22 protein-coding genes, 1 tRNA gene and 3 pseudogenes are annotated in these 22,799 nt (G+C 34.2%); 4 read left to right on the top strand and 22 right to left on the bottom strand.

Annotation, left to right across the window (positions count from 1 at the left end; genetic code table 11):
- Window positions 1-53: 53 nt before the first annotated feature.
- A complete protein-coding gene (locus B0E34_RS20525) occupies window positions 54-380 on the bottom strand; it encodes a hypothetical protein (protein WP_123956726.1) in 327 nt (108 codons plus the stop codon).
- A pseudogene (locus B0E34_RS21665) lies at window positions 353-694 on the bottom strand (IS1595 family transposase); the annotation flags it as partial. The pseudogene B0E34_RS21665 and the gene B0E34_RS20525, both read right to left, overlap by 28 nt.
- Window positions 695-753: 59 nt before the next feature.
- Here B0E34_RS21665 and B0E34_RS20510 point away from each other — a divergent pair.
- Window positions 754-1,257, top strand: a complete 504-nt coding sequence (locus tag B0E34_RS20510; RefSeq protein ID WP_165763038.1) for a TlpA family protein disulfide reductase — start codon at window positions 754-756, stop codon at window positions 1,255-1,257.
- Here the strand turns inward: B0E34_RS20510 and B0E34_RS20505 are convergent.
- The 3 genes from B0E34_RS20505 to aceB form a co-directional block, all read right to left on the bottom strand.
- Complete coding sequence (locus B0E34_RS20505; RefSeq protein ID WP_087712416.1) at window positions 1,249-1,635, bottom strand: acyl-CoA thioesterase; 387 nt, start codon at window positions 1,633-1,635, stop codon at window positions 1,249-1,251. The two genes, B0E34_RS20510 and B0E34_RS20505, sit on opposite strands and share 9 nt — an antisense overlap.
- 98 nt (window positions 1,636-1,733) lie before the next feature.
- Entirely contained in the window at window positions 1,734-3,014 is a 1,281-nt protein-coding gene (aceA, locus tag B0E34_RS20500) for an isocitrate lyase (protein WP_087712415.1), read from the bottom strand.
- A 179-nt stretch (window positions 3,015-3,193) separates the two neighbouring features.
- Window positions 3,194-4,768, bottom strand: coding sequence for a malate synthase A (aceB, locus tag B0E34_RS20495; protein WP_087712414.1), 1,575 nt, complete (start codon window positions 4,766-4,768; stop codon window positions 3,194-3,196).
- A gap of 125 nt (window positions 4,769-4,893) precedes the next feature.
- Between aceB and B0E34_RS20490 the strand changes: the two genes are divergently transcribed.
- Both B0E34_RS20490 and B0E34_RS20485 read left to right on the top strand, forming a co-directional pair.
- Window positions 4,894-6,369, top strand: a complete 1,476-nt coding sequence (locus B0E34_RS20490; protein ID WP_087712413.1) for a helix-turn-helix domain-containing protein — start codon at window positions 4,894-4,896, stop codon at window positions 6,367-6,369.
- Between the two features lie 342 nt (window positions 6,370-6,711).
- A complete protein-coding gene (locus B0E34_RS20485) occupies window positions 6,712-7,362 on the top strand; it encodes a ComF family protein (protein WP_306460668.1) in 651 nt (216 codons plus the stop codon).
- 40 nt (window positions 7,363-7,402) lie between these two features.
- Here B0E34_RS20485 and B0E34_RS20480 read toward each other — a convergent pair whose 3' ends face one another.
- The 6 genes from B0E34_RS20480 to der all read right to left on the bottom strand — a co-directional run bounded on the left by B0E34_RS20480 (window position 7,403) and on the right by der (window position 12,407).
- Window positions 7,403-8,602, bottom strand: a complete 1,200-nt coding sequence (locus tag B0E34_RS20480) for a cytochrome-c peroxidase (RefSeq protein WP_087712411.1) — start codon at window positions 8,600-8,602, stop codon at window positions 7,403-7,405.
- 380 nt (window positions 8,603-8,982) lie between these two features.
- Window positions 8,983-9,432, bottom strand: coding sequence for a Spy/CpxP family protein refolding chaperone (locus tag B0E34_RS20475; protein WP_087712410.1), 450 nt, complete (start codon window positions 9,430-9,432; stop codon window positions 8,983-8,985).
- A complete protein-coding gene (locus B0E34_RS20470; RefSeq protein ID WP_087712409.1) occupies window positions 9,425-9,709 on the bottom strand; it encodes a hypothetical protein in 285 nt (94 codons plus the stop codon). The genes B0E34_RS20475 and B0E34_RS20470 overlap by 8 nt, the downstream gene beginning before the upstream one ends.
- Complete coding sequence (locus B0E34_RS20465; RefSeq protein ID WP_087712408.1) at window positions 9,699-10,226, bottom strand: RNA polymerase sigma factor; 528 nt, start codon at window positions 10,224-10,226, stop codon at window positions 9,699-9,701. Before B0E34_RS20465 ends, B0E34_RS20470 begins: the two co-directional genes overlap by 11 nt.
- Before the next feature lie 134 nt (window positions 10,227-10,360).
- On the bottom strand, window positions 10,361-11,014 hold the full coding sequence (upp, locus tag B0E34_RS20460; RefSeq protein WP_087712407.1) for a uracil phosphoribosyltransferase: 654 nt from the start codon (window positions 11,012-11,014) through the stop codon (window positions 10,361-10,363).
- 82 nt (window positions 11,015-11,096) lie between these two features.
- Window positions 11,097-12,407, bottom strand: coding sequence for a ribosome biogenesis GTPase Der (gene der / locus B0E34_RS20455; RefSeq protein WP_087712406.1), 1,311 nt, complete (start codon window positions 12,405-12,407; stop codon window positions 11,097-11,099).
- Window positions 12,408-12,709: 302 nt separating this feature from the next.
- On the opposite strand from der, the gene B0E34_RS20450 reads away from it, so the two are divergent.
- A tRNA-Gln gene (locus B0E34_RS20450) sits at window positions 12,710-12,780 on the top strand.
- Between the two features lie 241 nt (window positions 12,781-13,021).
- Here B0E34_RS20450 and B0E34_RS20445 read toward each other — a convergent pair.
- The 11 genes and pseudogenes from B0E34_RS20445 to B0E34_RS20395 form a co-directional block, all read right to left on the bottom strand.
- Window positions 13,022-13,668, bottom strand: a pseudogene (locus tag B0E34_RS20445) (ATP-binding cassette domain-containing protein); the annotation flags it as partial.
- 159 nt (window positions 13,669-13,827) lie between these two features.
- Complete coding sequence (locus B0E34_RS20440; protein ID WP_076551416.1) at window positions 13,828-15,003, bottom strand: zinc metalloprotease; 1,176 nt, start codon at window positions 15,001-15,003, stop codon at window positions 13,828-13,830.
- A complete protein-coding gene (locus B0E34_RS20435) occupies window positions 15,003-15,686 on the bottom strand; it encodes a prenyltransferase/squalene oxidase repeat-containing protein (protein WP_087712405.1) in 684 nt (227 codons plus the stop codon). The genes B0E34_RS20440 and B0E34_RS20435 overlap by 1 nt, the downstream gene beginning before the upstream one ends.
- Window positions 15,687-15,743: 57 nt before the next feature.
- Window positions 15,744-16,112, bottom strand: a complete 369-nt coding sequence (locus B0E34_RS20430; protein WP_123956724.1) for a hypothetical protein — start codon at window positions 16,110-16,112, stop codon at window positions 15,744-15,746.
- A 20-nt stretch (window positions 16,113-16,132) separates the two neighbouring features.
- Window positions 16,133-17,044 (bottom strand): IS481 family transposase, encoded by a 912-nt coding sequence (locus B0E34_RS20425; RefSeq protein ID WP_087712428.1) that lies wholly within the window; start codon window positions 17,042-17,044, stop codon window positions 16,133-16,135.
- Between the two features lie 36 nt (window positions 17,045-17,080).
- The gene (locus tag B0E34_RS21515) at window positions 17,081-17,869 is read right to left on the bottom strand and encodes a hypothetical protein (protein ID WP_185117473.1); all 789 of its coding nucleotides are present in this window, start codon (window positions 17,867-17,869) and stop codon (window positions 17,081-17,083) included.
- On the bottom strand, window positions 17,859-19,007 hold the full coding sequence (locus B0E34_RS20415; RefSeq protein ID WP_028123564.1) for a hypothetical protein: 1,149 nt from the start codon (window positions 19,005-19,007) through the stop codon (window positions 17,859-17,861). The genes B0E34_RS21515 and B0E34_RS20415 overlap by 11 nt, the downstream gene beginning before the upstream one ends.
- Window positions 19,004-19,297: a hypothetical protein gene (locus B0E34_RS20410; protein ID WP_028123565.1), complete on the bottom strand. Its 294-nt coding sequence runs from the start codon at window positions 19,295-19,297 to the stop codon at window positions 19,004-19,006. The genes B0E34_RS20415 and B0E34_RS20410 overlap by 4 nt, the downstream gene beginning before the upstream one ends.
- A gap of 352 nt (window positions 19,298-19,649) precedes the next feature.
- Window positions 19,650-19,934, bottom strand: a pseudogene (locus B0E34_RS20405) (transposase); the annotation flags it as partial.
- Window positions 19,935-19,975: 41 nt separating this feature from the next.
- Complete coding sequence (locus tag B0E34_RS20400; RefSeq protein WP_087712402.1) at window positions 19,976-20,572, bottom strand: hypothetical protein; 597 nt, start codon at window positions 20,570-20,572, stop codon at window positions 19,976-19,978.
- A gap of 60 nt (window positions 20,573-20,632) precedes the next feature.
- A complete protein-coding gene (locus B0E34_RS20395; RefSeq protein ID WP_087712401.1) occupies window positions 20,633-22,765 on the bottom strand; it encodes a catalase in 2,133 nt (710 codons plus the stop codon).
- Window positions 22,766-22,799 lie beyond the last annotated feature (34 nt).

Below are 22,799 nucleotides of genomic sequence, written 5' to 3'. Positions count from 1 at the left end.
GATATTTTGGAGAAAAGTTATTTGAAAGGCTGATTATTGCTAATATCACAGCTTTAGGTTAGAAAACGGATATTCAAATTTACTTTTGATTCTTTGTCTGTCTTAATCTTTTTATTAAGTTTTTTAAAAGCTAAAACACAAACTTTTATGGTACGCAATAAAATAGATTGGTTTTCAAGATAATCCAAAGGTTCGATTTTGTCTAAATCCCGCCCATTTTTGTTTAACTCTTGTAGCAAGTCACTATCTTTTATAGTATTCAGTACATACGTTTTAAAGAATTCGTTTATAAGGCTGTTATCTTTAAATTTCTTGTTGCATTGCTTCTTGTATTCTTGAAATACTCTTTCTTTCATGTCTTCGCTGTTAACGATTGCCAAGTTAATCTTTTTTGTTGAGTTTTTTCTAAGTACATTTCAAATCTTTTGTCTGTTCGTAGCTCTTTAGTATTATATCTAAATGTCATTTCATCAAGATATAACTGTAAATGCTTCTTACTTGTCTTGTAATACATACCGATAATAGAACGTTTCAAATGTGACCAAAAACATTCTATTGCATTGGTTGTTGTTCCTTCATCGGCTTATTGCTTCTTTCCGTGGTCAACATAAGTGTGATTGTGGAAATAGTCTCCTATATTTTTGTAAGCCGTCCATTCATCTGTCATTACATGAGAATCTTGTTTTATATGCTCATGTAATAATGGTTGATGTCACTGCCAAAATAATATTGAAGAAGAACCGTTACTTCATCATGAAAACAATAACCTTATTATTAATCTTTTTCAGCGTAATCTTTAATGCTCAAAAGAGACAGTTTTGGACTTACCCCGATCTGGAAAATAAAATAGGAACCCATTTTCCGATTGAAAACTATAAAAATTCTGAAGGAAAAAATTTCAATTCCAATGATTTAAAAGGGAAAATCTCTTTTATCAATTTTTGGTCAACTCACTGCGAACCCTGTCTTGAAGAGCTTCCCTATCTTAATAAACTGAAAGAACTTTCAGGAGAAAAAGTCAATTTTATAGCCATTACATATGACAGTAAAGAAAAAGTTAATCAATTTTTAACCAAAAAACCTTTCAATTTTCAGCACATTACAGATTCCGGACAGGAGCTGAAATCCTACTTTACACTGCTGAGAAATCCAATGACTTTTATGGTTGACAAAAACGGAAATATTCAGGAAATCACTGGAACCATCGAAGAAACAAAGTTTGAAATCCTGCAAAAAATTGTAAAGGAATCATTTTAGCTTTTCCAGCCAGTCACTTTCCAGTCTTTTGATTTTCTGCGTTTCGGCATCTACCAAAACCCACAATGTGGTAGAATCCACAACGAGTTGCCCGTTACAGTAAAACTCCACTTTTCTGGGCTGACGAATTCCTTCAGGAGATTTCGGATAGGTTTTTACGGTAATGATGTCGTTAAGATAGACCTGCTTTTTGTATTGAATATGATGATCCAGAAGCATCCAGATATCTTTCGGATATTCGGTTTTATGTTTTACAAAATCCCAGTGCGCTGCTGCAATTTCTTCCACCCAATGCACATACTGAACGTTATTTACATGATTATTTCCATCAATATGCTGCTCTGTAACCTGTATCTGTTTTTCAAAAATCAAACTCATCTCCTTCAAATATAAATTCAAAATTAGCACATAAAAATTAAAACCTTCCCAAAATCGAGAAGGTTCTAACAATTAAATTTAATTAAAAACGGAACTTTTTAGTGAAATTGTGCGGTCTCGGTAGAATCTTTCATGGCAACCGTTGCAGAAGAGCCGTTGGTAACAATATTCTGTACCTCATCAAAATAGCCAGTTCCTACAAACGACTGATGTTTTACTGCTCTGAAACCTTTTTGCTGCAACGCAAACTCACGCTCCTGCAATTCAGAATATCCTGCCATTCCTTTTTCTTTATAAGCTAAAGCCAGCTCGAACATCGCGGTATTTAACGCATGGAAACCCGCCAAAGTAATAAACTGGAATTTGTACCCTAATTTTGCCAGCTCTTCACGGAAATTCTGCATTTCTTCCACAGAAAGCCTTGCTGCCCAGTTGAAGGATGGAGAACAGTTGTACGCCAACATTTTATCAGGAAATTTCGCATGAATGCCTTCTGCAAATCTTCTTGCCTGTTCCAGATCAGGATTAGAGGTTTCCATCCAGATAAGATCAGCGTATGGCGCATAAGATAAACCTCTGTCGATTCCCTGCTCTACTCCGTTTTTTACGACATAGAAACCTTCTGAAGTTCTTTCGCCTGTTACAAATTTTTTATCTCTGTCGTCAATATCAGAAGTCAGCAAATCTGCTGCATCTGCATCTGTTCTTGCAATAATTAAACTTGGAACTCCCAAAACATCCGCCGCCAAACGAGCAGAAATTAATTTATTGATGGCTTCCTGCGTAGGAACCAAAACTTTTCCGCCCAAATGACCGCATTTTTTAGCAGAAGAAAGCTGGTCTTCAAAATGCACTGCGGCAGCTCCTGCTTCAATCATCTGTTTCATCAGTTCATAGGCATTTAAATTTCCGCCAAAACCGGCTTCTGCATCGGCAATAATCGGAACCAGATATTCTTTTTCTCCGCCTCCGTTCACAGACTGGATCTGATCTGCTCTCAATAAAGCATTGTTAATTTTCTTTACTACAGAAGGAACTGAATTGGCGGGGTATAATGACTGATCCGGATACATTTCTCCCGATAAATTGGCATCTGCTGCAACCTGCCATCCGGAAAGATAAATTGCCTGCAAACCTGCATCCACTTCCTGAACCGCCTGATTTCCGGTTAACGCGCCAAGTCCTGCAACGAAATCCTGAGTGTTGAGTAAATTCCAGAATTTTTTAGACATTTCAGTGGCAATGGTGTAATCCAGTTTGTAAGAACCGCGAAGCTTTAAAACATCTTCCGCTGTATAAGGACGTTTAACTCCTTTCCAGCGTGGGTTTTCCAGCCAGTCTTTTTCGATCTCCTGAATTTGTTCTTGTCTTGTTTTCATACTATTTTTTTTGTTTAGTTAATTGTTGTTTGTTGACGGTTGATAGATAATTGATGATTGATAATTGATAATTGATAATTGATAATTGATAATTGATGGTTGATCGTTGATCGTTGCAATTACATTAAACGCTCAAACCCTAAAACTCTCCCACTCTCCCACTCTCATTACTCTCCCTCTTAAATAAAAGGATACGCTTTCAGAGTTAAAAATTCATCAAATTTCTCACTGAAAATCAGCTCATTAAAAAGTTCTTTAGCAAGATTGAATTTCCCTTTACGGAAACGTTCTTCACCAACATACTTTTCAATTCTTTCCAGTTCTTCAAATTCCCACTGAAGAATCATTTCTCTGGTTAAAGTGCGGTCATCACTTAAAACGGCATCATTTTTCAGCCATTGCCAGATCTGGGTTCTGGAGATTTCTGCGGTTGCCGCATCTTCCATTAAATGATAAATGGCTGCAGCTCCCGTTCCCATTAACCACGATTCGATGTAAAGAATTCCGACATTGATGTTTTTTCGGACCCCTTTTTCAGTGATTTCACCTTTCGGAACTTCCAGTAAATCTTTTTCGGTGATATGGTATTGAACTTTTTTATCGATCTGATTTTTGGAAGGCATATATTTATCAAAAATATCTTTAGCCACAGAAACCAACGCAGGATGAGCCACCCATGTTCCGTCGTGTCCGTTTTTTACTTCCCGTTCTTTATCGCTTCTTACTTTTCCAAAAGCAATACTGTTCGCTTCATAATCATTTTTAACAGGAATCTGTGCCGCCATTCCTCCAATTGCATGAACATTTCTTTTGTGACAAATTTCAATAACACGTTTAGAATACGCACTCATAAAAGGAGAAGTCATGGTTACCTGATCTCTGTCGGGAACAATAAACCGGGGAAGATTTCTGAATTTTTTAATGAAAGAAAAAATATAATCCCATCTTCCGCAGTTGAGTCCGGAACTGTGGTCTTTTAATTCAAATAAAATTTCATCAATCTGAAAAGAAGCGGTAATTGTTTCTATTAAAACCGTTGCTTTAATGGTTCCCTGCGGAATTTCTAAGTAATTCTGTGCAAAAACAAACACTTCGTTCCACCATCTTGCTTCCTGATAATGCTCTAATTTCGGGAGATAAAAATACGGTCCGCTTCCATTTTCAAGTAATTGTTTAGCATTTCTGAAAAAATAAATTCCGAAATCGATTAATGACGCCGAAGCCTGTTCCCCATTAATTTCAATATGTTTTTCATTTAAATGTAAACCTCGCGGACGAACCAATAAAACAGCCGTTTTTTCATTTAGCTGATAAGATTTTCCCTGTTCAGTCGTAAAATCTATTCTTCGGTTCACCGCATCAGAAAGATTTAACTGACCTTCCATACAGTTCTTCCAGGTCGGAGAATTGCTGTCCTCAAAATCTGCCATAAAAGTGGAAGCTCCGGAATTTAATGCGTTGATGATCATTTTCCGGTCTACCGGTCCTGTGATTTCCACTCTCCGATCCAGTAAATCTTTCGGAAGCGGAGCGCAGATCCAGTTTCCGTTTCTTATTTCCTTGGTTTCTTCTAAAAATTCCGGAAGAATTCCTTTATCAAATTCATTTTGCCTGATTTCTCGTTCTTCTAAAAGCTTTATTCTTTTCGGATTAAAATTCTGATGAAGCTCAACCAAAAAATCGATTAAATCATTGGTAAAAACTTCTTCAAAATTTTGTTGTTCCTTGATTTTCAACTGAATCTTGGTTTCCATATTGTTTTAATTTTGTAATTGAACATTGCAAACATAAATAAAAATTTTCACAAATAGCGAACGTTCGCTAAATTATTTTAAAAATTATTATGCGAATAATCGCTTCTAAATATTATATTTGAATTATGAATTCGGACAGTGACTTTATTAAAACGGTTTTCGGGCTGAAACTGAAACAGCAGAGACAGAAGAAAAACTGGTCTTTACAGGATCTTGCGGTAAAGACTGGTTTATCGAAATCCTACCTTAACGAAATTGAAAACGGAAAAAAATATCCGAAGCATGATAAGATCATTCAGCTTTCGGAAGCGCTGAACTGCACTTTTGACGATCTGGTTTCCACGAAGCTGGACAAAAGCCTCACTCCTTTTAATGAAATTCTTCAGTCAGATTTTTTTAAAGAAATTCCTTTGGATCTTTTCGGGATCAATAAAAATAACCTAATCAGTATCATTAGTGATGCGCCAAAGAAAGTCACCGCTTTTATCAATGCCCTGATCGAAATTTCACAAAACTATAATTTAGGAAAGGAAAGATTTTACTTCGCCGTTTTACGTTCTTTTCAGGAGCTTTATGATAATTATTTTCCTGAAATTGAGGAAAAAGTTCAGTTTTTTGCTCAGGAAAACGGATTGCAGATCGACAAAAATTTACAGTCTGATGTTCTGGAGAATATTCTGAATGAAAAATTTAATTACCAGATTCAGTCGGAAGATTTTGAACGATACGGAACGCTGGATAATTTACGCTCGTTGTTTATCCCTGAAAAAAAACTGTTGCTTTTAAACCGGAAATTGGAAAAAGATCAGAAAACCTTTATTCTTGCGAAAGAGATCGGATTTAATGTTCTGGAGCTGAAAAACCGTCCGAATACGTATTCGTGGCTGGATTTCGGAAGTTTTGAAGAAATTTTAAATAATTTTTATGCTTCGTATTTTGCGGGAGCTTTGTTAATTTCAAAACAGAAAACAATTGAAAAAACTTCAGATTTTTTCCTGCAAAACGAATGGAATCCCCAGAATTTTGAAAGTTTAATCGATAATTTCACCAATTCTCCCGAAACATTTTACTATCGCCTGACGAATCTTCTTTCTTCTGAACTGGGAATAAAAGATTTGTTTTATTTATGTTTAGTCAAAAAGAAAAATTCAGATAAAATACAGATTTTAAAAGAGTTACATCTCAATCATCAACAGGCTCCTCATGCGAATGCAACCAACGAGCATTACTGCAGAAGATGGATTGCCGTGAAAAATCTTCATCATTTAAAAGAAAATGAAACATTAACGGAAGCCCAGATTTCTCATTATAAAGATCAGGGAATCAGCTATCTTGTGATTTCCACCTCACAGAAAAATCCTTTCTCAGATGGAAGCAACAGAAGTTATTGTTTGGGAATTTTATTGAATTCTCAGACCATCAAAAAAATCAATTTTATTAAGTCTCCCACCCTGAAAACCATCAATGTAGGAGTAACCTGCGAATCGTGCAGCATTGCGGATTGTGAAGTAAGGCAATCGCCGCCAATCCGTCTGGAGAAGGAATATTTTAATTCGGGGATGAAAAACGCAATTGAAAAAATCAGGAAAGACATTTTGTAATTTTTTATGATTATCCGTTATTGATCATAATGCTTAATTTTCACGCAAAGAATCGCTAAGATTCTTTTATATACCAACTGTTTTTAAGTTCGCAAAGGTACTTCGACAAGCTCAGCATAAAGCGAAGAACTCAAAGGTTTTCTAATTATGACAAGTTACGGACAATCATATTTTTTTCTATTTTTTAATTATTCACTTCATTTTCGGATGAAATGATTATTTTTACACCAATTAGGGATATAAAAAACAATTTAATTATTCGGGTTATTTAATCGAAAGAATTAATAATCTTTTATTCCTGTAAAAAATTAATAATCATTTTAGTTATTCAATCCGCAAATGATGCTCGATATTTTATTTCCGAATCGCTGTATTCGGTGCAGCCGCATTATTGATGCCAATTTCCCGGTCTGTAATCTTTGTTTTGAACAGATCCACTTTACCCACAACGATTATTCTGAAGATAATTTTGTTAAAGAAAAATGCAGTCTCCTTTTTCCTATCGAAAATGCTTTTGCACTCATGCAGTTTGAAAAAGAAAATGTGAGCCGGAAATTAATTCATGAACTGAAGTACAGGAGTCGGTACAAAATCGGGAAAACTTTAGCTGAATGGACGACGGAAAGACTTGATTTTAAAAATCAGAAGCCTGATCTTTTGGTGACGGTTCCGCTTCATCCGAGAAAATTAAAAGAAAGAGGATATAATCAACTGCATTGGTTCGCCGAAACGCTTTCAGAATTTTATGCTATTCCGTTTGATCATGATGTGATGAAGAGAAATCATTATTCCAAAGCTCAGGCTTTGAAAGATAAACAGAACCGGCTGAAAACGGAAAATGTATTTTCAATGACTAAAAATATTTCAGGTAAGCATATTTTGTTAATTGATGATGTTTTTACAACGGGAAATACGCTGGCTTCGATTGCATGGGAGATTCTGAAATCGGGAGATAATAAAGTAAGTGTTTTGGTTATGGCGATTGATGAATAAAAAAAGCTGCTCTACAAAGAACAGCTTTAAGAAATTGTAATTATTTAAAAGGATTACTCCATTTTTTATTGGTATACACATCGGTTCCGGAAAGTGTTTTCAGAAATGCAATCACCGCATTCACTTCCGTTGATGTAAGGTTTAGCTTTTGTCCGTTTCCGTTAGGCGCCAAACGAGGATCGAGATTGGTATTTCCCGGTGCAATATTGATATTTCCGTAATGACCAATCACCTGCTGAAGTGTTGTAAAATTTCCGGTGTGCATAAACTGTCCGTTTTCTATTCCGCTGCTGTTGGTAACGTTTCTTAAACTTGGGGCTTTGGTGTTAAAAACATCGATTCCGGTTCCGCTGATTTTCCCAATAATTCCGTTGTTTCTGGAATTCGGATCAATATCAAATTCCGGAGCGGCGTGACAGGCCGCACAACCCAATCCGCCACCGGTACGGTTTCCTGTGGCATCAAAAACAGGAGGAGCCAGAAATAGATTTTTTCCCTGATTTTCCTGTGCCGTAAAGTTTGCAAACGGCTGCTGATCATTTGCGCTTGCAGCTCTTCCTGCATCATATTTGGAATCAAAAGACTGAATACTTCTGATAAACTGCGCCAATGCATTCTGAATTCTTGTTTGATTAACGGTAGTATCTCCGTAAACAAATTTGAACATTTCCTGATAATATTTAATGTTCTGCAGTTTTGCAATCAGATCCTGAAGTGTTCCATCGCCGTTTGTTCCGCTGAAGCCCATTTCGTTATGATCCTGAATCGGGAACGTAGTCTGTGCTTCCAGATTAGCAGCTCTTTCGTCCCAGAAAAATTTCATTTCATTGCCGAATCTTGCATTTACCAGTCTCATGGAATGTCTGCCTGTTGTTCCGTTCACTCCGGTACTTGCAACTGCATTGTCTCCAAAAGCAAATTCCTGTTTGTGACAGCTTGAACATGAAATGGTGTTGTTTTTCGAAAGATTTTTGTCGTAAAAAAGCATTCTTCCTAAAGTAGCACCTTTATCTGTAATCGGATTTCCGGCTGTGTTATCTCTTGTAATATAAGCCGGTTTAGGCTGATTGGCATAATTTTCAAGACTGCTGAGATTGATATTGGAACCAAAAGCAGCCAGAATTCCGAGATATTCTTCCTGTGTAACCGGAGTTGCTTCATAGGTATCGCTGCCCGAACAGGAATATAAGGCTACTGCTGTGAAGAATGCAGGAACAAGCCATGATGTAAGTTTTTTCATAAGAGGTTTTTAGAATGTTTAGTTTAAAAGTTTTTAGAGGCTATTTTCGGAATAAAAAATTTGATTCTTCATGATTAATCGTAGTTCTTAACATCTGTGCTAATCTTTCAATTTTATAACACATTGTTTTTTAAAGCTGACAAAGACTGTTTTACTTTTTAAGCTTTCCGATTTCATTTTATTTATTCTTTACGCCATCATTATTTTCTTAGACGACAATACATTTATTTTCCTTCGGCTGATAAAACTTTTTTGGGAAATTATTTATCGACAGTCATTGTCTTTCCGAATTATTTTTCACTGACTTGTTTCCGGTAAATATTGTCTGTGAAAGAGAAAACCAAACCCACGAAAACTAAGTAAATCCGAAATATTTTTTTTCATCGTTCGTGTGGAGGTTTCGGTCCGGGAGCAAAAAGAGATTCAAATTCATCAATAAGATGATCGAAATCCTGCAACTGGTCGGGACGGCAAATTTTTCTGATGTCCTGAAAATGTTTAAAGTTAATTTTCTCGGTTTCCATACTTATCTTTCCGATCTGCTGTACCAAAGAATCTCCGTTTTTCTGATCTTTATTTTTTAATAATGAATAATACTGCGTTTTCGCATCCATCATTTCGTGTTCTTTTTCTCTGATCTGCATTCTGTGCTGTTGAATCAGCACGTCATATTGTTGTATCTGTTTTTCATCCAAATGCAGCCGTTCAATAATGAGATTTCTCGGCCCCGAATGATGCGGAGGTTTTCGCATGAGCATGAAGACAACCAACAGTAGATTAGAAATCAACAGACCGATGATGATAAAAATGTAAAACCTGTTTTTAGTCATACGAAAAAGTATTTTGTGATTTCATCATAAATAAGGTATCAAAATCTGATTTTGAATTATCTTTTGTGTTTTGAATAACTTTTACGTTCAAACTGATCAGAATAGCAATCACGGCTGCCGCGGCGAAAATCCATTTTGGGGAAACAATATCTTTCTTCTGATTCTCAATTTTACTGAGAATCTTTCCGTACAATTCTGAAGGAGCCTCCACGCTCTGAATTTTTTCTAATATCTGCAACTGATCTTCCATTACATACTTAGACGATTTATTTTTCATATTCCTTCTGTTGATTTAGTTTTTGGACAAGATTTTTTTTGGCACGTTGAAAAAGTGATTCCACCGCTTTCTGACTGATATTCATGATCTCAGCGGTTTCCTGTTGAGAATTGCCTTCAATTTTCATTAGGATAACCACTGTTTTCTGATCATTCGGAAGCATATTGATAAAGCTGAAAATTTTCATCACTTCTTCTTTCTGCTCAAGAACTACACCGGGATGATTGAAATCTACCGGTTCATTCTGTCTGTTTTCGGCATCCGAATCTCTGAAGAGACCGAAAAGGAATCTTTTCCTGGAATTTTTATGTTTAAGAAAATCTAAGGATGTATTGATTGCGATGCGGTAAATCCATGTTTTTAAGGATGACTCGTTTTTAAAGCCATCTATTTTTTGTGATATTTTTACAAAAACATCCTGAGTTATTTCTTCCGCATCTTCGGTATTCTGGGTATACTGCAAAGCAAGATTATACACCATTTTCTGATGCTGACGGAAGATAAACTCGAAATTCATATTCCGGTTTTCATTACGGTCACTTTTTATATTAGACGAGAAAAAATATTTTTTCCTTCGGCTTTTTCAGTTTCCGTAAAAATAAAAGAAATTCAGATGTAAAAATGATCCTGAGAAAGATTGATCAGATTATTTTATCGCTGTAGTTTTTCTCCGTAGCTTAAATCTCCTGCATCTCCCAATCCGGGAGTGATATATCCTTTTGATGTTAAACTTTCATCAATAGCTCCTACCCAGATTTTGGCATCGGGATAAGCTTTTTCTATGGTTTCAACTCCCTGCCTTGAAGCAATTGCAGCAACAATGTGAAGCTCAGTCGGCTTTCCATGGGTTAACAGATCTTTAATGGCTTCGATAAGAGAAGCTCCGGTTGCCAACATCGGATCGGCAACAATTAAAGGTCTGTCTTCGATATTGGGACACGTTAAATAGTCCTGTTTAATAGAAAAATAATCGTTGGCGTCGTGTTTTCTGTAAGCGGCAACAAATCCGCAGTCTGCTTTATCAAGATAATTCAAAATTCCTTCAAACAGAGGAACTCCGGCTCTCAAAATGGTTGTAATAACAGGCTGAACAGCAATTTCTTTCACTTTAATCGTATCCAGAGGAGTCTGAATTTCAATTTCTTTCTGCTCCAGTGTTTTACTGATCTCGAAAGCAGCAATTTCGCCGATTCTTTCCATATTTCTGCGGAATCTCATACGGTCGTGCTGGATTTCAACATTTCGAAGCTCATTGATCCATGAATTAACTAAAGAAAATTGTTCTGATAAAACGATTGTGTTCATTATTTTGAAAAGCTTTTATCTAAAAATATATATTTAATGAAGAATAAAATCCCTCTCAGAAAAATCTGAAAGGGATTACAATTTATTTTTGTCTGAAATACACTTCGATAGGAACTCCGGTAAACCCGAATTCTTTTCTCAGCTGGTTTTCAGTAAATCTTTTATATGGTTCTTTTACGTATTGCGGTAAGTTACAGAAGAATACAAATTGTGGTGACGGCGTCGGAAGCTGTACACAGTATTTGATTTTAATGTATTTCCCTTTGTTTGCAGGAGGCGGTGTCTGTTCAAAAATAGGAAGCATCACTTCATTAAGTTTTGAAGTTTTGATCTTTTTCTTACGGTCTTCATACACCTGCATTGCCATGTCTACCGCTTTCAGGATTCTCTGCTTCGTTAATGCGGAAACGAATAAAATAGGAATATCCTGAAACTGCCCGATTTTGTCTTTGATCTGTTTTTCGAAATCACGCATGGTATTCGTCTCCTTACCTTCAATCAAATCCCATTTGTTCACCAAAATCACAATTCCTTTTCTGTTTTTCTGAGCCAGACCAAAAATGTTCATATCCTGAGATTCCCATCCCTGAGTAGCATCCACCATGATAATTACCACATCTGAATACTCGATGGAACGGATAGAACGCATTACAGAATAGAATTCCAAGTCTTCGCTTACTTTGGATTTTCTTCTCATTCCGGCTGTATCTACCAATACAAACTCGTGTCCGAATTTGTTATAAAGGGTCTGGATACTGTCTCTTGTTGTTCCTGCCACATCTGTTACGATATTTCTTTCCGTATCCAGCAAAGCATTCGTCATGGTAGATTTTCCTACGTTCGGACGACCTGCGATGGTAATTTTCGGTAAACCTTCAAAAGGATCTTTGTATTCGGTGGTCGGGAAATCTTTCACCACATCGTCAAGCAAATCTCCTGTTCCTGAACCTGTTGCAGAAGACAAAGTGTAATATTTTTCAATTCCCAACTGATAGAATTCTGTAGCAGCGAGTTCTTCTTTGGAAGAATCTACTTTATTGATAACGATATATACCGGCTTGTTTGATCTTCTTAACATCTCGTGGATCTCGTAATCCGTATCTGTAAGCCCTTCTTCTACATTCAGCATGAAAATGATAGAAGTTGCCTCATCAATCGCCAACTGAACCTGCTTAGAAATTTCTCCTTGGAAAACATCATCGTTGTTTACATCATATCCTCCGGTATCAATCACCGTGAAATCTACTCCGTTCCAGTCGGATTTTCCGTAATGACGGTCTCTGGTAACACCGGCGGTAGAGTCTACGATAGCCTCTCTTCTTTCCAGTAAACGATTAAAAAGCGTTGATTTTCCTACGTTGGGACGTCCAACGATTGCGACAATATTCGACATAAAAAATGTTTAATAATCCTTCGACAAAGCTCAGGACACGTTATTAATGGGTTTCTCCAACTTTTGGAGCCCAATTTTTTGCAAAGATACGCTTTTTATTTAATTTGATATTTGTAGCAGAAAAGCTCTGATTTCAAATCATACTTTCTCATAATTAATATGCAAAGAAACTTTCATTCCGAATAAAAAAGTTAAAAAAATAAATCTTTGTAAATCAATTAATAATCGATTGCCACGCACTTTTCTTTTAATATCATTTTTATTTTTAAAATAATTTATATAATTTCGCGTCATAGAAATACAGACCCATGGTGTAGCGGTAACACTACTGATTTTGGTTCAGTCATCTGGGGTTCGAATCCCTGTGGGTCTACAATATCACTTGATAATCAGTGATTTAAATTAATTACAGCCAATTTTACAGCCAAAAGCAATGTAAAATTGGCTTTTTTATTTTTTTGATATTTCAAGATATTTTAGGAAACATAATTAAAAACCCCGTGAGTTTTAACTTACAGGGTTTTGATTTATTTCTTCTTCTAAAATGATTTAGCCCTTATTTTGTATTGATTTATGAATCAAGACGCCATAATTATAAAATCAAGACAGTTTATTCAGCTTCCTAATTCCAATTGATTTTTTACAAGATTATAATATTCACCTTTATTTGCTGTCAATTGTTGATGATTTCCCTGTTCTACAATTTGTCCATTTTTTAGAACAATGATTTGGTCGGCTTTTTTTACAGTTGAAAGGCGATGTGCTATAATCAGGACTGTTTTTCCTTTAAAGAACGATTGTAAGTTGTCATGAATTGTCTTTTCGTTTTCCGCATCCAATGCCGAAGTTGCTTCATCAAAAAAGATGTAATGTGGATTTTTATAAACGGCACGTGCAATCAGAATACGTTGTTTTTGTCCTCCTGAAATTCCATTTCCTGATGCTCCGATTTTGGTGTTATATCCTAAAGGAATACTGTCGATGAATCCTTCTATATTGGCTATTTTTGTAGCATTTTGTAATCTTTCCCTATTAATTTCTTCATCTCCTGTTGCAATATTTCTTTCGATAGTATCCGAAAAAATATACCCGTCCTGCATCACTACGCCACAATTCTCTCTCAAACTTTTCGGTGAGATGATCTCTAAATCATCATAGTTGTAAAAGATACTTCCCTTAACAGGTTTGTAAAATTTAAGAAGCAATTTCATTATGGTGGTTTACAACTTCCGGAAGCTCCTACTAAGGCAGTTACTTTCCCTCACTCTCCGCAAAAAAAGCCTATAAACAACGTGTTTATAGGCTTTTTAATTTTCGGGTGCTAATTTAGGTGCTAATTTTTCTATATGAAATTTCATTTTAAAAGTCAATTCTATAACTTTAAATTGTGCAATTATTTAGTGTGTTTGAAAAACAATAATTATCTCTTCATTATTCCTAAAATTATCTTGACACTTATAATGTAAAAAATTAAGACTGATAATAGTTTGAATAATTCATTAAAGCTTAAATTAAACTTCCATTGAAAGATTGAGATAACTATTTTATAAATTGTTATGGGAAAATTTATAATTGAATACCAATTTAAAAATATTTGATAATAGAAAAACAGAGCTATCATTACAATGTTAAAGCCCCCATATAAAGCAATAAGATAATCCTTTTTCGTTAGTATAGACTTTTCATTTTTAAAAGTAGATAATAGAATCAATTTTAAGTTGTTCATGGCATGGAAATTAAGATTAGGCTTGTTCAACAAGTCTGACAATATCCAATATCCATCAGCTCGCAAAAATGGGATTAGATTGTATAATGCTTTTACTGAAATAGCCAATGCCAAAATTTCCAGTATATGATATTTTGTAAAAAAACCAATAATTAATAGTAATAAGCAAAAAATAATTTCAAAATAAATACCTGCACTATTTACTATAATTCTTTTCCACTTACTTAATCTCCATATATCCGTCACGTCTGCAAAAAATGCTGGTATGAAATACAAGTAAAAACCAAAGCCAATTCCTCCATGTCTTGCCTTGAAAAAATGGGATGCACTTGCATGTCCCAGCTCATGAAAAATAGTACTTATAAAAAGTAGCAATATAAAATATGGCACAAAAGTATTAGAGTTGAGAGTCGGATTATTATAATAATTTGTATAAATACTATATCCAAAAATAATGATTGAAAAAAAAATAACCGAATAAAAAACTTTCCTGACAAACAATAGTTTCAAGAAGGGAACTATTGTTGAAATTACTTCTGGTTTAAGAAAAATGAAACCATATTTTATATAGTCCGGAATTTTTGATTGTTCTTTTATTGAATCATCGTGACCAAAAGTTCCATACTGTTTTAGCTGACCAAAAAGCAATATAATTTGTGAATCTGAAATAGGTACTTTATGGCTTTTTTGAAAATCCATATTAATTTGTGATACTGTTCTGCTCCCATCTGCTAAACTTAATAAATCATAGTATTTCTGATTCAGTTTAGTATATTTATTAAGTTTTACATTATGCAGTAAATATTCACTTTCATTGAATTTTGAAAATTCAATATCTGATGATAGTTTATATACAGGGCTTTCCTCCATTATAGTAAAGCCTTTAATGCGTAAGCAGTAGTAAGCGTCTTACTTTTGTAAGGCTCATGGGCTTTAGGTTTAATAAAATTTTCCGCCTTCCAACTACCATTTTCATGCTGATGTTCTATTAAAAATTGTTGTGCGCTATTTTTCATTTTCTCAAGTTCAGGAAACTCTAATAAATTCATGCAAAAAATAGCAAAAGAAGTTGACAAATTTTTATATTGATTCTCATCAAAACTTCCATCAGCATTTTGGAAACCAATCAAAAAGTCTTTTATTTTCTGCTTGACAGCTCCATATTGTGTAGGAAACTCATTAAGCAACCTCAGACAAACATATGTACCATAAAGTTTACCATAGTACCATCTGCTCTCCCAATACCCTTGCTCTTTTTGCTCTGAAGTAATATACTTGATTGCTTTTTCTATGGTGGACTTGTATTTTTCTGAATCTAATAAGGTTAAAGCATATACAAAGTTGGCTACAACTTCCACATCTGCCCCTTTTCCCCATTTGGTAGAATTGAATAAATCCTGTTTTTTCTGTTTTTCAGTAAGATTTACTTTAGGAAGAATCCAAGTTTCTATTCCACCACTAGGCTGTGTTCTTTCAGATACGGCAATACTAATTGCTTTTATACAATATTTATCTACCAATTTCCCATTTCCTGTTTTGATAAACTGTTGCATAATTTGCCCTAGATCGTCAATATCTGCTGCTATTTCCTGAACAGTTGGAAAATAAGACTAAGCTCCAATATTGTCCTTATTTTGTCTTCCTTCTATATATTGATTTTCTTTTTCAATAAAAACTTGAAGATTAAGATTAAAAGAATGTGCAATTTCCAACAAACAATCATTCAATAATGCTCTTTGAAAAGTATCTGAAGAATGGATATCAATTTCATTCTCGAATCCTTCCATACCTCCTAAATACATAAAATGCTTTAAATCAACATAATTTTGAAGAAAATCACTCTTAATGAATTGCAAGCCTTTAAAAAAAAAGTCTATTGTGACTTTATTAAAATCAAAAAAGTAATCTTCTTGAATTAATTTTCTTTTTGTATTTGCTTTTTCTTCTATTGTTTTGACATAACTGTCGTACTTCATCACTTCGTAGACTTTAAATTTAATTATTTTAGTTTAGATTTTAATATTTCGTAAGGAGTTTTTCCTTTAAAAGATCCATGAGGTCTATTGAAGTTATAAAAATTTTCCCATTCTTCTAATTTCTGATTTAAATCAACATCATCCGTATAGCTTAGAAGTTGATAAAACTCTCTTTTATCAGTTAGATGTGAACGTTCTACCTTCCCATTTAATTGGGGTGTACCAACTTGTATGAACCGATGTGTCATGCCCAGATCTTGAACATGCCAATGAAATTTTGATTGAAATTCATGACCATTATCTGTTTGGATTGTATTAATTCTAAATGGAAATTTTTCAACAACATAGCTTATGAAGTCAATAGAACTAATTTGATTGTGTTTTTCATAGATTTTAAGCGCTCTGATTCGTGTTGCATCATCAATGGCTGTGTACTGGAAACGTTTTATTTTGTTTCCTTTTTCATCATTAAAAATTAGGAATTTGACATCTATTTGAACATGATGGCCTGGTGTTTCCTTCTCGTATCGAATACTATGCATGGCTCTTCTTGTTGTTTTTCTATCAAGAGGACCTATGTTATTACGCTTAAGAATTCTATATACACTTGATTCTGAAATAAAAATATCATGATAACGCTCTAAATACCATTTGATACGCCAAGTACCCAGTTTATGTTCTCTTCGAAGCTGCAATACTTTTTCAATAACTTCTGGTTTAATTTGATTTGGAAAATTGTGAGGTATAGGTTTTTTCTTCAGCAATCCTTCTTCACCATGTGTATCATATGCCTTTTTCCACTTATAAAAAGTACTTTTCTTGATACCAAAGAAATTGTAAGCAATGGCGTTATTTCCATATTCTTTCGCATATTTTAGAACTTGCAGTTTCTTTACAAAAGTTAAATATGCCTTGATTTCTTTTGTCTTTTTCATTTCCATAAGTCTATATTAGTTTTTTACTAATTTAGTCTATGAAGATATGACGTAGTTACAATTAACTGAATCCTTGGTTTGAAGAATTGTTTTTTCAAAGTCGCAGATTGTATCCAGCCACAAACTATCCGGTGGCAATTTTTCAATTACTTTTTTAGCCTTCTCCAAATAATAAATTGATTTTTCAAAAAGAATAACACTTGTTCCATCTATATAAAACAACTTATTTAAAATATTTACATCATATTTATATTTGGAAAAGTCTAATGTTTTGGATAATTCATATACCGCCCAATTAAATTGTTTTTTGTTAAAGTCCTCTGTGAAATCTATAATATCATCATATAATTGAAACCCTATCGAAAAATATTTATGAGATTCGAGCAGTAAATTATAAATTTCGCTATTGTTACTATTTTCTGAAAAAATAAATAAACTATCAATAGCTACTTTTCCAAAGGCAGATTTCATATCTGCAACTTTATTATAATTCTCTTCACTTGGATTATTCCAAAGGTTTTTTTCTAATGATATTGCCTTGCGAAACTCTCTTTTTCTTGTTTCCCAAAGATTCCAAAAATTGTTACCATCTTCATATATTGTGGATAAAATTTTTATTGCATTCTCTTGTAAATCTAAAACATTAAATATTCTATGATTTTCTTGATTATCAATAACAGCATCTAATTGCAAAATAGATTGATAAAAATAAAAGCCTGCTTTTGAAAGCAGGTCTATTGTCACCTTATCTATATCTGGAAAATAATCGTGAAATAGTTTAGGATAATATTCGTAAAATTCTGGAGATTTCTTTTTATGGCTCATCAATAAATTTCTGTTCTTCTTTGGAAAGTAAAGTATTATTTTCTTTAATCTCTTTATTAGCAATATTTTCGGTTAGATTTTTATTTAAATCAATTTTATTTTTCAATCCTTTTTTATCTGATTCTAAAAATTTTTGAAAATTTATTTCTTGAATAAATGAAACGGGATACTTTTTTTCTTTGTATAGCGCATAACCTTTAATTTCGGTATAAACTAAAGCTGGTAGATATTTTCCGTCTTTTTTATAAAAATCATATTTGATATTATTTGAAGTGGCTACACCTTCGTAAGCTTCTCCTCGTTTGTTCTTGTTCTTGAACGACTGAGACATATTTGTTATATAAAGATCAAAACTACTAATGACTTTGTCTGTTTTGCTATATGTAAATTTTCCTTTATATGTATTTATTTCATCTTTTGTTTCAAAATAAATAATTTGAATGTTCTGGTTTTCTGAAAGTATTTTTGAAACAAATACACTATTTTTTGTATCATTTAAAAAACCAATAATTTCACTATTAAAAAATAACTTCTGAATAAAGTTTTTGGGAGTTATTTGAATATCTGTATTAAAGGGATAATCATTAGAAGATACTTTAGTTTTAAAATATTTAATGTTGTTAAAGCCGATTTGGACAAAAGAGTCGACATTATCTTGTGCCTTAAAATTATAGGCATTTGCTAAAGCCCATATGTCAATATTGGCTATTAAAAGGTTAATCATTTTCCCATCAATATAACCTTTTTGCTTTATTGTAGATTGATATAGAGAGGGCTTACTGTAATATATGCTTAGATAATCTTTTAAAGCATTTTGAAACATTTGCCTTATATCTATTTTGGATATTTTCACCTCTTCAATATCTTTATATAATGGCTTTAATTTTATAATAGGAGTTAAAGACTCCAATGTTAACTCTTCATATCCTTGAGCAAAAATATTCAGTGGTTTCTTATCATTTTTTAGTTCTACTTCCCCATCATCGTTACTATACAGCACCACATTATCAGACATAATTCTAACATTTTGAAGAGGTTTGTTTTCTTCAGAATCAATAATTCTTACTTTGATATTTTGAGGAAAATAAAATTGTAATGATAACCCCAAATAGGCTATTAAAAATAATATGGACTTCATTTAGTTGTATTATCTCTTTGATATATTAATGTTCTATCAAATCCATTTTGAAAATAAATCCGATTTGTAAAATTATCTCTGTAAATAACTTCTTTTTCTTTTCCAAGAGAAAAATTAAAACCACTCTTTTTTTGTGGTTTTTTAAAATCTATTACTATTTCTTTTTTGTTGCTTAATCCTAATATTGCAGTATCTTTTTTATATTTAAGAGAATCAGTATACTTTGGAAGTAACTGTGCGTTAATTTGTGAGGATATCAACAAAATTGTTGTAAAAAAAACTACTCTCATAAAAATTGAAATATAAAAACAGCTAATACATAGATTGTATTAGCTGTTACTTTTTAAAATGTCCAAGTGGCACTACCTCCAACGGCAGTAGTATTGGTTTCAATTGTTTCACCAGCATCAAACATTGTAGGTGCAGATACACTTACGTCCCAAGCCTTCATTTCAAATCTTTGTTCCAATTCTTCCATTTGGAAATTTTCTAATAATTCATTTTTTTCAACTTCTTGATCTAGTTGAGTAAAATTTTCTGCATTCCTAATATTTTTTTTTAAAATTTGACTATAGCAAATTTAAAATAAATTTTTAATTGTGCAATTTTTATATAAATTATTATTTGAATATCCGTTTTTAATCATAACCCTGTAATATTAGCAATTATAAGCCTTTCAAAGAGTCTGTCTCCAAAATATCTTCGATTTAGTTTGTAGATAAATTCGTTGAGATAGAGTTGGAGATATTTTCTTTTTATTTTGTGGTAATTACCTAGCAAATTTCTTTTGGCGTTGCTGATGGCTATATGAACCCATTTTAAAGTTTCTTCGGTAGTTTCTTTTGAACTTTTCTCCATAACATGAAGTTCCACGAAATCTGCAATATCCACATAGGAAGTGCTTTTGTCTGTAAAGACGATACTTTGCGATTAAGATAATATAATTCCTGAAATTCAAAGGACAAATCTCACATTTTTATCAATCCTTCAGTCAGAGATTTCCACTGGAATTTTGATCCGGCAATCATTCCGCCAATTGCCACTAAAAGATTTCTCGCTTTTTCCAGAAGATTTAAATTTTCAGTATTAGGTTCTTCATTTCTGCCATGAACTTCGGCGAAAATTTCTTCGCCAACGCGTCTGATCAGAAAGTTGGAAGTCGCCTTTTCATCAAAGAAATGAGCTACTTTTTCTTCTGGTTTTGTGGGATCGGACGATGGACGAACTCGAAGGTAAACACTTTCAAAATTTAAATTTTTCTCTTCCTTAACCTCCTCAATTTTCACCCAGTCGAAACCGTCTCCAGTCGGATTGTGTAGCCCTGGAATTTTAATTTTGATAAAATTTCCAACCGCGGGATGATCCAGAAGAAAGTTTCCGTTAGCATCTGTCAGCGAAAATGATGCTTTCTCTTCACCTGCAAATAGTTCCCAAGAATTCACATCAAGGAACCGTTTTCGCACCACTGTAAAATGTTCAATTGCCTGAGTTTCGTTCTCAAATTTGATGGAGGAAACCGTGTCACTAAATGCGCCTTCTTTCTGTTTTGGAATATCTGATTTCATATCATAAAATAAACTTTGCCAAAACTTTAAAATTTTGGCAAAGTTAAATATGTTTTAGTTTTACGCCGGAACTACTGGATGAAGTTCACGATCCCAATTTCTTCCCGATGCAATGGCTTTTACAAAATCTTTCGGAGTTGTATCCACCAAAAGAGCTTTGTCAGCTTTATCGGCAGGAATATCCGTGTTTTTTAACAATGTTTTCGCATTTCCTTCAATCGCAATTGCTTTGCAATGTTTAAAGGTTTCATTCAGCAAATGTTTTGCAACTTCGTGTTTTACAACTTCATTAGAAATTCCGTTTGGAACGAAAACCGCTTCAAAACAAACCGAAGTTACCGTTAGGAAATTTTCGTCTACTTTTATTTCCGTGCCTTTGTTTCCTTTTATTTTACCGCCTTTCGGTGCAATAATTTTGCAACTTGCACCTTCTTTTTCCAAAACTTTTTTGAACTGGTTGAAAGAATCTTCATCCACATTGTTATCGCATAAAATTCCAATGACTCTTGTTTTAATGTCACCTTTGTTATGCGCTTCCATTGAAAGTTTTTCAGATTTTTCTTTCACGAAATTGGCGTCTTTTGGTTGGTGATTTTTTGGATTTTCATCGGCACCAATCGCTTGATTAATCGGCATTTCTACTTTTCCCGGAATTTTAATACCAATTTCGTCTGCCACTTTTTTCGCGACGTCTTTATCGATCATGCTCAAGTGATGACAAACCCTTTCTTTAATATGGTCGTAATTTACTTTGCTTAATTCAAAAGCGAATGCATTGATCATGTGACGCTTCTCGTGCTCAGAAAGTGAATTCATGAATAATTTCGGCTGTGAAAAATGGTCGCTGAAACTTTCGCTTCGGTTTCGGATTTTTTGGGCATCAATTCTTTCGTTGAAACTTGCAAATCCGCCTTCCGCAATCATCGCCTGATAAGGACAACCACCACCCAAACTGTTTGGATGATAAGCGGTTTTTCCTTTATTCACCGTCATTCTCATGTGAGCATCACGCTGATTGTTATGAACGGGAGCAACGGAACGATTGATTGGAATTTCGTGGAAATTAGGACTTCCCAAACGCGAAAGTTGCGTATCGGTGTAAGAAAAAAGTCTTCCCTGAAGCAAAGGATCGTTGCTAAAATCAATTCCCGGAACTAAATGTCCCGGATGAAATGCAACCTGTTCTGTTTCGGCAAAGAAATTTTCAGGATTTCTGTTAAGCGTCATTTTGCCCACAATTTTTACCGGAACCAATTCTTCGGGAATTAATTTTGTAGGATCCAAAAGATCGAAATCATATTTGAATTCGTCTTCTTCGGGAACGATTTGCAAGCCCAATTCCCATTCCGGAAAGTTGCCTTGGTCGATGTTTTCCCACAAATCTCTTCGATGGAAATCAGGATCTTTCCCGGAAATTTTGGTGGCTTCGTCCCAACAAACAGAATGCACTCCCAATTTCGGTTTCCAGTGAAATTTCACGAAACTTGATTTTCCTTTTTCATTAATCAGTCTAAAAGTATGGATTCCGAACCCTTCCATCATTCTCAAAGATTTTGGAATTCCGCGATCGCTCATCACCCAAGAAACCATGTGCATCGTTTCCGGAACCAAAGAAACAAAGTCCCAGAAAGTGTCGTGTGCAGAAGCAGCTTGAGGCATTTCGTGATCAGGTTCAGGCTTAACGGAATGTATGAAATCAGGAAACTTCATCGCATCCTGAATGGCAAAAACGGGAATGTTGTTTCCAACAAGGTCGAAAATCCCTTCATCGGTGTAAAATTTCACGGCAAAACCGCGAACATCTCTCGCCAAATCCGTAGAACCTTTCGAACCTGCAACAGTTGAAAACCTTACAAAAACAGGAGTTTTTCGGGAAGTGTCATTCAGAAAGCCGGCTTTGGTAAATTCGCTCTGACTTTCATAAAGTTCAAAAATTCCGTGTGCGCCGCTTCCTCTTGCGTGAACAATTCTTTCAGGAATTCTTTCGTGGTCAAAATGGGTAATTTTTTCCCTTAAAATAAAATCTTCGAGCAGGGAAGGTCCGCGTTCTCCGGCTTTCAGGGAATTATTGTTGTCATTGATCTTTAAACCCTGATTAGTGGTTAGAAACTGGTTATCGGACACAGAAATGTTTTTCTCCAAATCCGAAAGCTTTTTGTTGACGTTTTTGTCGTCTTTCTTTTGATCTTTCATAGATGTTAAAATGATATTTATGGGAATAAGCCAA

Source organism: Chryseobacterium mucoviscidosis (genome assembly GCF_002177115.1).
GTDB classification, from domain to species: Bacteria; Bacteroidota; Bacteroidia; order Flavobacteriales; family Weeksellaceae; genus Chryseobacterium; species Chryseobacterium mucoviscidosis.
The sequence above is the reverse complement of the archived record's forward strand: the minus strand, read 5'-3'. Positions and strand labels throughout refer to the sequence as shown.